A 10884-nucleotide genomic window follows, 5' to 3' on the forward strand; every position below is an offset into this window, starting at 1 on the left:
CCGGCAAGCGACGACGGCGCCGTCTTCAAGGCCGCGTAGCATGTTCACCGAGGGGCCGTCACCGGTCACGGTTCAACAGCGAACGGGACAACGCCGGCTGCGGCTGGTCGCGCGCAGTGACGACACGAGTGCAGGCGACTACCACGCCTATCTCGTGCAGCGCTTGCATCCCATCACCGACCTGCCGCAGCACCGTCGCGCTGCGGCGTTGCGAGACGCGCTATTGGCTGAAGTTCGGGGCAAGCCCTACAGCCTCGACCCGGACAACGACCACAAGCTGGCATTGCACCTCGCGCGCAAGTTCCCGCCCCTTGCGGAGGCCTTCACGTTCCTGGCGCGCCTCATCCAGGACACGGGCTGCGTGCTCGACGACATCCATGAGCGTCAGCTCATGGTGGACAGGCTCGGCAATCTCGTCCTGGCCGACCCCGTGTCCTACAACGGGGACGGCCCCCCGATTCTTTCCTGCGAGGAAGCGCAGCGGCTGAACCGCGGGTTCGACTGACGCTGCCGCTTGGACCCCTCGAGTCGACCAAGCGCCGCGCAAAGGTCGTCGAGGCGCGGGCGCCGTCCCGCCCAGCACGGCCCGCGGGCTGGCTGTGCGCGGGTCGCGGACCTCGAGACGGCTCGCGGCACGACGGCTGCCGCGTTTAAGAACCCTTGCTAGACGCGAGCGTGCAGCGCCGACACACCAGCGGTGCGCACGCCAGATCCGGTCTTCGGTCCCTTCGGCCCGATGGTCGGCTTCCTTCAACCGCTCACTTTGCTTATGGAGACAAACATGTCCGACAACATCTTCAACAACCTGATTTCCGCGTTCGGCGACGGCATCGTGTTCGTGCCGCCGGGCTGGTTCGCCAATTCGCAGGAGTGCGAATGGCGCAATGGCACGCAGTCCGTGTCACGCAGCCAGACCGTGCTCAAGGCCGAGTTCGACAGCGCACGCTTCGTCGTCGACCCGACGCTGCCGAACTGGTCCGGGCACGGTCGCGTCTTCCTGGATGGCCGGCTTCCCGCATTCCTCTTCGGGCTGCAGGCGGGGCCCAACGGGCTGTACTGGCTCGCCGACGCCACCGACCCGCACGTGTGGAACGCCATGGAGCAGTGGGATGCGGCAGGTCAGATGGTTCTCACGGCCGAGTTCGAGGACGGGAACATCGCGAGGGCACGCAGTGACTTCCGGTTGAGCGACGAGGACCGGCGGCATCGCGAAAGCGCACCACGCACCGCCGAAACGGCGGACGATTTCGCCCTGCAGCTTCTGCTGCTCACCCACGGCGACGTCTTCCGGCAATGCGTGCCCTCGGTCTTTGGCCAGCACGCCGAGCTGCAGCACGCGCAGTTCTGCATGGTCTGCACGCCCGACACGCCGCCGCTGCGCATGTCGAGGCTGCAGCGCGTGCTGCCCACTTCGATGGCGCACTCGTTGCGCGACTTCCTGGAGCAGTCGCTGGGCCTCACCGGGACAAAGCACTGAGCCGCCTGCCTGCCGCGCGCGAGCGCGTTGCGTTGGGCTGACGACCCAAGCGAGCCGGCGCGCCACGCACTGACGCCGTCGCCTGACGACGCGCGCAGTGCGCTGCCGCCGTGCAGCCCGGACAGTCGTCGCCGAATGGCAGTCGCACCCACGACGCAGCCCACTACGCGCGCGGTTCCCACCACCACGGGTCGCCGCGCTCTTCGCCTGCTCGCACTGTCACTTGCGCGGCATGGCGGCAATGGTCAGCGGGCTGAGCGATACCGACGCCCAGCTGGGCGGCCTCGGTATCAGCGTCGTCAACCCGTGCGCGGACTGCGCCATCGGCATGACCGAGGCGCTGCACGGGACCACCATCTGCAGGTGCAGCGTCCGGTCCATCTGTTGCGCCGTCGGGACGAACAGACGCAGACCTGCCGCGGCGAGTACGCGTTGCTGCAGGAAGCCGAGGTCACCCTCCTAAGCACGCTCGCCGCACGAGCACCGATTGACATGGTGCCGTCGATTCCCTGCCGCCAGCTTCTGCCACCTCGGCGCAGCGCAGCGCCTGTCCCGGTGTGACCTGCAGCCGGGCAGGCGCATTCGCCTGCCTGCGCTGCGCCGAGCAGACCCCGCGAGCGGCCCATCAGGGCCGCTTCGCATTTCGGGGGGCTCGGCTTGGCGCGGCCTTGCGCGACGCGCACGTGCGGGTGTGCGGATGCGCACTCCCGCCTGCGGCGCAGGGGCGCGCAGATCAGGTCACGAGCGTCATGCCCGCCGCCTTAGCGGCACCAGAATCGAACGTCATCGTCGCCTGGCACCCGTGTGCGTGCGCGATCCGCTCGATCAGGCAGTCCGCAAAGTCCGCACCGCCGCGGGCGAAGCGGCGCTGCGCCTGCAGCACCAGGTCGGCGCGATCGACCACGATCTCCTTACTGCGCAGCAGCAGGTCCAGCGCCTCGACCAGCTGATCCAGGTTCAGCCCGTAGCTGGACGACAGCACCCAAACGAGCTCGACGACCGCCACGATCGGCACGAAGCCGGGCTGGTCGCTGGTCAGGCTTTCGATGAGGCGCGTGGCCTTCGGCGACTGCCTGGGGTCGTCCTGCATGATGTAGCGCACCAGGACGCTGGTGTCGAGCCCGATCATCGCGACCGTGTGGCCTGCGCCGTGATGGCCGCGTTCATCTCCTCGATGGAGACGGCGCGCTTGGGCTTGCCGAAGCGCCCCTTGAGCTCGCGCACCGAGCGCGTCGCCGCGATCACCTCGAAGCGCCCGGGCTCGATCTCGACGAACTCGACCCGGTCACCGGCTTCGACGTTGAGCGCACGCCGCACGTCGACCGGGATGGTGATCTGGCCCTTCGTGGTCAGCGTGGCCGTCGACACGGATGCTGCTCCTTCTGCCTTACTTGATTGTAAGGCAGTCTTGGCACTGGGCTGCGGTGAGGGTGGGGCGGCCTCGCGGGCTGCGCCATTCGGCGTGTCCGCGAGGGGTTCGAGGTCGTGCCCCAGCGCGTGGTGCAGGTCGACAGCCCGCAAGGGCCCAGATGCACGCCGTGCTCGGCGCCGACCGCTGCCACGCCAGGTGTGGATGCCTGGCCACCCGGCCCGAGCGGATCCCGATGACGTGCGACCCCGCGTCGCAGCGCAAACCTGTTTTTGGCGGGTGCCTATACGAAGTGCCGCATTGCGGCGAGGACAACGCACTTTGCATAGGAATCCACAGATGAACAGGACAACCCTCAGGGCCCGCCATGGGTTCGATATCGAAATCGTGCCGGCACAGCTGCGCCAGGGACCAGCCGGGCAAGCCCATCCCCGCGGCGCGGCGGCATTGCTGCCGGCGTGTCAGGTGCCTCGGGCGCTGATGCGAGACGCCCGGCGGCACGTTCAGGTCAACTGCTCGAGCCTCGTGAGTCGGGAGCACGAGCTGGGCCTGCTGCTCGTGCGCGGCGGCGGTGCGGCGGCCGTGCTGGCGTTCGACGTCGTTGGCGAGTACGCGCAGACGTGGCTGCACCTGGGCGTCGCTTGCGGGCACCTTGACGTGGTGATGACCGACGGCGATTCGCACAGGCGGGTTCGCACCGACGTCACCGACGAGATGCGCGCGGCGCTCGCCCGCAGCGCCTGCCGTCGCCCGGCCGACGCAGACGGGGTGGCGACGTGCCTGCGCGCTTTCCTCGACTGGCTCGACACCGACGAGGCGCTCGAGGAGCTCGGGCTGCGACCCGAGGGGCCGCACGGCGAGCCCCTCGTCGTCATCAGCCTGTACGTCGAGCCGTCGAGCGCCGAGCGACACGCCCGGGTCAGCTCGTAGCAGCTGACAGCAGCGAGTGGATTGAAAGGGCACTGAGCCGGTCGGGTCCGTCCCGACCGGCGTGCCCGACGACGGCCCAGCTGGCCGTCATGTCGAAGGCCAGATCGTGCGGTGCGCCCCGGGCGGCACCGGCACGCAGGAGGACATGCATTGCATCCCGCCATCAGCGAGCTGATCGACCTGCTGGTCGAGATGGCTCTTTCAGCACAACGAACCGAACCGCAACACAACAACAAGAAGGAGAACGAATGTCAGGCTCAGGAGTCGCAGCGTACGCGAGGTACTCCAGCGACGACCAGCGCGCCACGTCCATCGACGACCAGCTGCGGCGTTGCCACCAGGTCGCGCAACGGCACGGGCTGACCATCGACGAGCGGCTCGTCTTCGCCGACGAGGCCGTCACGGGCAAGGCCGAGGGCCGCAGCAGGCGCAGCGGCTACCAGCGCCTGCTCGATGCCATCGAGGCCGGCGAGGTCACGTGCGTCGTCACCGACGAAATCAGCCGCCTGACGCGGCACATGCGCGAGGGTGCGCTGCTCATCGACCTCGTCGAGCAGCGCGGCCTGCGCGTGTACACCGCCGACGGCATCGACACCACGCGCGACGACTGGAAGATGCTCGTCATGCTCAAGTTGATGACGGCCGTCCACGAGGTCGACTCGACGAGCGCGCGCACCACGCGCGGCATGCTCGGTGCGCTGCACCGCGGCTTCATGATTGCGCAGCCACCCTACGGATACCGGCTCGTGCGCGACAGGCACGCACGGCGCGGCTCGCCGGAGGGCGCGCGGTGGGTCGTCGACGAGGAGCAGGCCGCCGTCGTGCGGCGGGTGTACCGGGCAAGGCACGCCGGCATGTCGCTCGCGCAGATTGCGGCGATGCTGATGCGCGAGGGTGTGGCGCCGCCACTCGGACGCGACGGCCGGCCGTCGTACTGGCGGCCCGGCCGCATCGCGAGCATGCTCGGCAACCCCATCTACCGCGGCGTGTTCGTCTGGAACGGCAGCCCCTACACCCGCAGCCGCGCGCGCAAGCGCAACAGGCAGGTCGTCACGCAGGAGTTCCCGCGGCTCGAGCTCAGGCTCGTGAGCGACGAGCTGTGGTACGCGTGCTGCCCCGGCGGCGGCGACGGGGCGGGCAGCCGCCAGCGCGCACCGCGCGGGGGCGGGCGGCACCTGTTCGCCGGCCTCGTGACTTGCGGGGACTGCGCGTCGCTGCTCAGCGTCTCGGGCGGACCGGCCTCGTTCGGGCTGCACTGCCCGAGTTGCGAGACGGCCGTGCGGGTCGGCGCACGCGAGGGCTGGATAGGGTACTCGTCGGTCCAGGCGGCGCGGCTGGCGCTGGGCTGGGGGCTCGAGCAGCTGTTCGGTGCGCAGGTCATCGCCGAATTCAGGCAGCGGCTCGCGCAGCGGTTCGAGGACGGACCGCAGCGCGAGGAGCGCGAGCTGCGCTCGCGGGTGCAGCGCCTGGAGGCGACGCTGCAGCGGCTCAAGCAGCTCGCATTGAACCCGGCCGTGGGCCCCGAGCTGTTCCAGGACGAACTCGCGCAGACGGCGTCGCAGCTGCGCGTGGCGCGCACGCGGCTCGAGGCGCTCACGCGCGGCGAGGGGCGGCTCACCGAGCAGCAGCTGCGCGCGCAGCTCGAGCTCGACCCGCTGCCGCTGCTGCACCGCATGCTCGACGGCGGCGTCGAGGTCTATGCCGCGCGCGCGACGCTGCGCCGGCTGCTCGAGCGCTTCGCGCTCGTCGCGCGACCGGCGTCGGGCGTGTCGGTGTACCGCATCGCGTTCAGGCCGGGGGTGTGTGTGGCCGAGCTCGCGCAGTGCGCGGTCATCGACCCGACGGTGCACGAGTACGAGGTCGTCGTTACCTGCAGCAAGGCGCGCCCGACGCGCTGGTCGGTGTCGGGACGCGCCGTCGCGGCCGAGGCCGAATCTCCCACCGAGGCAGCCGTGATGGTGTGACGCGCAAGGTCGACCAGGTCGACGAGGACACGTCATTCACGACGACGCCCCTGCTTTACGGCAGGGGCGTCTTTTTCGTCCGCCCGTGACGCGGCTGTGATGTCGTCCGATGGGCGTCCCCCCATCGAACGAAACCACAGCTGCTTGCCGAACGGGATCCCGCGGCATCAGCGCGTGCCCTGCACCCGCCCCGTGCTCGCTGTACGAATTGGTCTCCCGTCCTGGGAGAGCGAGGAGGAGTTACCGAGATGAACGAACCTGATGACGACGAGAATGACGAGCCGGCCGACCCGAAGTCCGAGCTGCGGGATGCGGTGCGGCGAGCCATGGCGCGAGGCCTGTTCGTCGACGTGCCAGTCGGGCAGCCGTTTGGCGACGACGAGGAGCAGATGGAGTTCGAGAGCCTCATCCCCGGGGAAGGGCGTCTGCTCGTGGAACTCTGGTCCGAGGGCCAACTCAACTGGCGCGCCGCGGCGAGCTGGATGCCGTGGCGTGAGCTCAGGGGCCAGACGGTCGGCGAATGGATGCGCGCCGGCGGCGAGAGCCTGTGGGCGCGGCCGCAGGACGCCGTCGTCGAGGCCCTGTGCGCCATCGCACCGTGTGCCGCTATGACGCCGCTCGACCTGATTCGCCGGCGCGAGCCGTCGTCCGCGGAACTTGCTGCGCGGGCGCATGCGCTGCGTCTGTGCAGCGACGGCAGGCTCTCGATGGGCATGGCGCAGCTACTCGTCGCACAAAGTCACGGCTTCGAGAGCTGGGACGACATGCTGCGCACCGAGCGCAGTTACGGGCTCGGGGGGGCACTGAGGAGCGGTCGGTCTCTTGCGGCCGCAGCCGTCACGCTAGGGTCGAGGCCCCTGCATCCAACGCAGCGGAGCCACGCCGCTGCGCGAGGTCAGCTCGGCTCGAGATGCCGCAGGTCAAGCTCAGGCCAGTCGATGTGCGCGAGCGCGCGCGTCAGCGGCTCGATAGGGTAGAGCCGGTGCCCGTACACCATCTCGATGTGCCGGGCAGAGAGGTGGCCGACGAGCGCCTCGCGGACCTCGACCGGCACGAGCTCGACCCGCTCCTTGGCGCGTTGCACGAAGCTGTGACGAAACGAATGGAAAACCCGCGTGCGCGAGCGGATGCCGACCTGGTCAAGATAGCGCCCGAACCAGGTGCTGAACACCGTGCCCCGCTTGCCGTAGCGGTCGGCGCGCAACGCCGGGAACAGCGGCCCTGACCCACACGAACGAACGTACTCCAGGAAGCCCAGCTTCGCGAGCCGCGGGTGCAACGGAATGTCGCGTACTGAGTTGGCGTTCTTGGTGCGCTGGCTGCGCCCGACGTCGTGTCGGATGCAGATGCGGTGTCCTGCAACCGGATCGGGCTGAATGTCCGCAACCTCGAGCTGCGCGAGCTCCTCGAGTCGTGCGCCGGTGAACAGGGCCATGAGCGGCAGCCAGTGGCACGCCTGGCCCAGGCTCGGACGCGGGCGGAAGCCGGGCTGATACACCGGGCCGCTGAAGATGGCCTGCAGCTCCTGCATCTCGAAGGGCAAGCGCGACTTGCCCGCGTGTTCGAGCTCGTTCACCGTGACCTTCACGCCGGCGAAAGGGTTCGCCTCGAGCAGGTCGTCGTCGACGGCGCATTGGAACGCTGCGCGCAGGAAGCCGATCATCTTGCCGATAGTGCGCGGCGAGTGATCGCCCTTGTCCTGCAGCGCGTTGCGAAACGCGATCGCATCGGCCTTCTTCAGCAGCCGTGCGTTGGCGGCGTGGCAGTGTGTGTCCAGCAGCTCGAAGGCCTGCTCGAACGAGCGTACGGTCTTGGGCCGGCGGCTGCCGTGGCGCTTCCAGCACGCGAGCACGTCGGCCAGCCGCAGCGCGTTGCCGGCAGCGATCGCGGGCACGTCCACCGGCACGCCGCTGCGGCGCTTGAACAGCGCCTCGTGCAGTTCGAGATCGACTTGCTGGAAGCGGCGCGCCAGGCGCTCGTACGAGGGCGACGATCGCGACACCTTGAGCCCGATCGCGTCGAGGAAGCGCTTGAGGTCCGCGTGAACGTCGCTGAGGTCGCCGCGCGCGTAGGCACTGCGCAGCCGAGGCAGCGCGATCTCGAGCAGGTCCAGGTCGAGTTCGTGCGCGCCGGCGCTGAGTCCCTGCATGCGCTGCTGCTCGTCTTCCAGGAGGCGCTGGGCGCGGTAGCGCTCGCAAAGCGCCTCGATGTCGGCATCGGACAGGTGCAGCACGCTGCCGCGCCAGTCGTCGCTTCGGGCTGGCGCTGCGGGTTCGAGTTGTGCGAGTGCGCGCTCGAACTCGACGCGGCGCTCACGCGCGCGGCGGCGTGCCTCGGAGGGGTCGCGGGTGCCCAGGCTCAGCGAGACGATGCTGCGACCGAAGGCCTCGACCAGGTGGGTGGGAACGCGCGCGCGGAAGTAAAAGATGCCAGCGCGCTGGGTGAGGTGAGAGGGCATGAACAGCATACGCAGGAATCCCGATGTGCATCAGTGTTGTGCACCAGCGGCCTGCCGTAAGCTGTTGAACTGCCTGATTTGCCTTGCAAATCAAGCACTTGGAGGGATTGTGGTGGAGACGAGGAGGATCTCCACCAACTTTTCTGCAACCCGTTGTCACCCCAGCGGTCTACGCCGAGGCGGAAGAGCGAGGAAGCGAAAACTGGATCCCCAGTGTGTACCACCCGATCCCGAGCCGCAACCCCCGGATCGCTGCGCACCGTCTCCTGCCCACAACCCTTGGCTGCCTTTCCTCCTGGTCATCAACCAGCGGCGCTTAACCACGGTCGCCTCGACCTCTGGCACTGCGGCCGCAGTCCGCCCTTGCAGTCATGCATCTGCCTGGACCGCTCGCCTCAATGGCTCTGGATGTCTGTAGCAGACTGGTTGCAGACTTTGCCTCCGTGTGCAGCGATGACCGCTGTTGCCGCAATCCGTCGGCCGCGTTGCCTGGGATGGATACGGAGCAGGGGCGGGCTCGCATCTGCTGGTCAGTAAACTGACGAGCTGAGGCACTCTCTGCCCGGCGTCAACTATCCTGAGCTGTCAGCGACAACTATCGTGAGCGGTGCGGTCGGGCGTTGATCATTGGGTTGGGGTTGCGCTGCGTTGCCGGCGAGCCGGCAACGCAGCGCGGCGTCGGTAGCTGTCCACGTTCATCTCCAGGATGGTCGAGTGATGGACGAGGCGATCCACGGCCGCCACCGTCATGGCCTTGTCCGGGAAGACCTCGTCCCAAGCCGAGAACGGCGCGTTGGCAGTGATGGCGATGCTCCTGCGCTCGTAGCGCTCGGCGATCAGCTCGAACAGCACGGATGTCTCTGCCTGGTCACGCCGGGCATAGCTGAAGTCGTCCAGCACGATCAGCTCGAAGCGGTCCAGCTTGGCCAGCTCGGCCGGCAGACGCAGGTCACGCCGGGCAGCCTGCAGCCGCTGCACCAGCTCGCTGGTGCGCACGAACAGCACCTTCAGCCCGCGGTCGATCAGCGCATGGCCGATGCCAGCCAGCAGATGCGTCTTGCCGGTGCCAGGCGGGCCGAACGCCAGCAGGTTGTGCCCTTGGCGGATCCAGCTGTCGGCCTCCGCCAGGGCCATCACATGCGCCTTGGACACGGCCGGCACCGCGGCGAAGTCGAACTCCGCCAGGCTCTTGCCCGGCGGCAGTCCGCTGTCGGCCCGGGCGCGCGCCAGACGTCTGGTCTCACGCTCGGCCATCTCATGGCCCAACAGCGTGTGCAGCAACCGTTCTGCAGGCCAGCCCTCGCGGTTGGACTGCGCGGCCAGATCAGCCCACAACCGCTTGATGGTCGGCAGCCGCAGCTCGGTCAGCATGATCGGCACCGCGGCGCCAGAGCCGGTCGCATCGGCGGTGTTGACGGTGGTGGCGCTGGTCATGCGGCCTCCAGCAGTTCGTCGTACACGTCGGTCGCGGGCAACACGACCTGCACCTCTGGCATCGTCGGCTGTCTGGGCGCGAAGCGATGGCGCAGCTCGTCGATGTCAGGCAATTCATCCCTGGCCTGCAGCCCGGCCAATACCCCGGCGAGCTCTGCCACCACATTGGCGCGGTCGGCCAAGTCCAGCACATCGACCATGAGCCGGCACGCCGAGCGCTCGGGCAGCCGGGCGCTGATCTGCTCCCAGGCCTGGGCGTACTCGCTGCGCGGGAACATCGCGTCGCGCAGCACCCAGCGAGCGAACGCACCGGGCTTGCGCTTCAGGCTGGGCAGCATGTGGCGCCAGTCGATCCTGCGCGGGTGGCGGTCGGCCGTGCTCGCGTGTAGCCGCTCGCACTCGAAGACCTTCACGCCGCCCAGCCAGGCGTCCAGGTGGGTGCTGTGCAGCCGTACCTTCAGCCGATGCCCGGCCAGCCGCGAGGGCACGCTGTAGAGCACGCTCTTGGCTGTGAACACGCCGAACTTGCTGACCCGGGCGTCGATCTCCTCGAAGTCGGCCGTGCGGCGCGCCGGCAGTGGGCGCAGGGGCGTTGTCCCGTTCGCTGTTGAACCGTGACCGGTGACGGCCCCTCGGTGAACATGCTACGCGGCCTTGAAGACGGTGCCGTCGTCGCTTGCCGGACGACGGGCATCCAGGGCCTTGAGGAGGGTGCGCATCTGGCCGCAGCCGCGCAGCTTGCGCATTCGCGTGGCCGCGTCGCTGAGCGCGCTGGCCACCCAGCGCAGCACCATCTGGCCGTCGCCCCAGCGCTTGACGTTGCGGCTGTAGTGCGCCACCGAGCCGTTCAGGTTCTCGATGGGGTTGGTCGTGCGCAGCGTGCGGTACAGCGCCCCGGTGATGCCCAGTGCCTGCACGGTCAGCGTCTCCTCCAGGCCCTCGCGTAGGCTGGCGGCCGCACCCGGGTGCCTGGCCTGCAGCGCGGAGGCCAGACGGCCGAGCTGCTTGCGCGCCAGATCGGCGTCCGAGGCCGACCAGGCCTCCTTGAGGGCCCGCTTGACGCTGGCGTGCAGCTCCTTGGGCAGGTGCTCCAGCACGTTGCGCCGCTTGTGCTCCTGGCAGCGCTGCACGAGCGCGCTGGCGCCGAAGGTCTGGACGATGGCCCGGCGCAGCGCCTTGCCGCCGTCGATCACCCACAGCCGCATGCGCTGGGCATCCAGCCCGCGCTCGACCAGATCCGACAGCAGCGCGG

At 69.0% G+C, this 10884-nt stretch carries 12 protein-coding genes; 5 read left to right on the plus strand and 7 right to left on the minus strand.

From position 1 onward, the window contains the following. The coding region (locus tag DRV96_RS17145; RefSeq protein ID WP_210757092.1) for a hypothetical protein at positions 1 to 505 on the plus strand (505 nt) is incomplete at its 5' end. A gap of 276 nt (positions 506 to 781) precedes the next feature. Then, a complete protein-coding gene (locus tag DRV96_RS17150) occupies positions 782 to 1477 on the plus strand; it encodes a hypothetical protein (RefSeq protein ID WP_119293427.1) in 696 nt (231 codons plus the stop codon). 219 nt (positions 1478 to 1696) lie between these two features. On the opposite strand, the gene DRV96_RS18220 is transcribed toward DRV96_RS17150, so the two are convergent. The 3 genes from DRV96_RS18220 to DRV96_RS17160 form a co-directional block, all read right to left on the minus strand. Beyond that, on the minus strand, positions 1697 to 1858 hold the full coding sequence (locus DRV96_RS18220; RefSeq protein WP_162911124.1) for a hypothetical protein: 162 nt from the start codon (positions 1856 to 1858) through the stop codon (positions 1697 to 1699). A gap of 352 nt (positions 1859 to 2210) precedes the next feature. Then, positions 2211 to 2606, minus strand: a complete 396-nt coding sequence (locus DRV96_RS17155) for a PIN domain-containing protein (protein ID WP_119293429.1) — start codon at positions 2604 to 2606, stop codon at positions 2211 to 2213. Next, entirely contained in the window at positions 2603 to 2845 is a 243-nt protein-coding gene (locus DRV96_RS17160) for an AbrB/MazE/SpoVT family DNA-binding domain-containing protein (protein WP_119293431.1), read from the minus strand. Before DRV96_RS17160 ends, DRV96_RS17155 begins: the two co-directional genes overlap by 4 nt. Before the next feature lie 340 nt (positions 2846 to 3185). Here DRV96_RS17160 and DRV96_RS17165 point away from each other — a divergent pair, with 340 nt between their 5' ends. The 3 genes from DRV96_RS17165 to DRV96_RS17175 all read left to right on the plus strand — a co-directional run bounded on the left by DRV96_RS17165 (position 3186) and on the right by DRV96_RS17175 (position 6717). Further along, a complete protein-coding gene (locus DRV96_RS17165; RefSeq protein WP_162910124.1) occupies positions 3186 to 3776 on the plus strand; it encodes a hypothetical protein in 591 nt (196 codons plus the stop codon). Between the two features lie 248 nt (positions 3777 to 4024). Further along, entirely contained in the window at positions 4025 to 5740 is a 1716-nt protein-coding gene (locus DRV96_RS17170) for a recombinase family protein (protein ID WP_162911125.1), read from the plus strand. A gap of 248 nt (positions 5741 to 5988) precedes the next feature. Beyond that, positions 5989 to 6717 carry a hypothetical protein gene (locus DRV96_RS17175; RefSeq protein ID WP_119293437.1) on the plus strand — a complete coding sequence of 243 codons (729 nt, stop codon included), beginning with the start codon at positions 5989 to 5991 and terminating at the stop codon, positions 6715 to 6717. On the opposite strand, the gene DRV96_RS17180 is transcribed toward DRV96_RS17175, so the two are convergent. The 4 genes from DRV96_RS17180 to DRV96_RS17195 form a co-directional block, all read right to left on the minus strand. Beyond that, a complete protein-coding gene (locus DRV96_RS17180; RefSeq protein WP_119293439.1) occupies positions 6636 to 8207 on the minus strand; it encodes a site-specific integrase in 1572 nt (523 codons plus the stop codon). The genes DRV96_RS17175 and DRV96_RS17180 overlap by 82 nt on opposite strands. A gap of 615 nt (positions 8208 to 8822) precedes the next feature. Beyond that, a complete protein-coding gene (istB, locus tag DRV96_RS17185) occupies positions 8823 to 9632 on the minus strand; it encodes an IS21-like element helper ATPase IstB (RefSeq protein ID WP_119293441.1) in 810 nt (269 codons plus the stop codon). Continuing rightward, a complete protein-coding gene (locus DRV96_RS17190) occupies positions 9629 to 10219 on the minus strand; it encodes a Mu transposase domain-containing protein (protein ID WP_419187066.1) in 591 nt (196 codons plus the stop codon). The genes istB and DRV96_RS17190 overlap by 4 nt, the downstream gene beginning before the upstream one ends. 57 nt (positions 10220 to 10276) lie before the next feature. Continuing rightward, positions 10277 to 10884 (minus strand): transposase (locus tag DRV96_RS17195; RefSeq protein WP_210757094.1); only part of this gene is annotated, 608 nt, incomplete at its 5' end.

The sequence above is a fragment of the Azohydromonas sediminis genome, assembly GCF_003574675.1.
In the GTDB taxonomy this organism is placed as follows: Bacteria; Pseudomonadota; Gammaproteobacteria; order Burkholderiales; family Burkholderiaceae_C; genus Calidifontimicrobium; species Calidifontimicrobium sediminis.

What these genes read in the sequence shown, in the direction of transcription:
- DRV96_RS17155 (WP_119293429.1), bottom strand. Translation starts at nt 2,606, where the DNA reads ATGATCGGGCTCGACACCAGCGTCCTGGTGCGCTACATCATGCAGGAC.
- DRV96_RS17170 (WP_162911125.1), top strand. Translation starts at nt 4,025, where the DNA reads ATGTCAGGCTCAGGAGTCGCAGCGTACGCGAGGTACTCCAGCGACGAC.
- DRV96_RS17150 (WP_119293427.1), top strand. Translation starts at nt 782, where the DNA reads ATGTCCGACAACATCTTCAACAACCTGATTTCCGCGTTCGGCGACGGC.
- DRV96_RS17165 (WP_162910124.1), top strand. Translation starts at nt 3,186, where the DNA reads ATGAACAGGACAACCCTCAGGGCCCGCCATGGGTTCGATATCGAAATC.
- DRV96_RS17175 (WP_119293437.1), top strand. Translation starts at nt 5,989, where the DNA reads ATGAACGAACCTGATGACGACGAGAATGACGAGCCGGCCGACCCGAAG.
- DRV96_RS17180 (WP_119293439.1), bottom strand. Translation starts at nt 8,207, where the DNA reads ATGCTGTTCATGCCCTCTCACCTCACCCAGCGCGCTGGCATCTTTTAC.
- istB (WP_119293441.1), bottom strand. Translation starts at nt 9,632, where the DNA reads ATGACCAGCGCCACCACCGTCAACACCGCCGATGCGACCGGCTCTGGC.
- DRV96_RS18220 (WP_162911124.1), bottom strand. Translation starts at nt 1,858, where the DNA reads ATGGACCGGACGCTGCACCTGCAGATGGTGGTCCCGTGCAGCGCCTCG.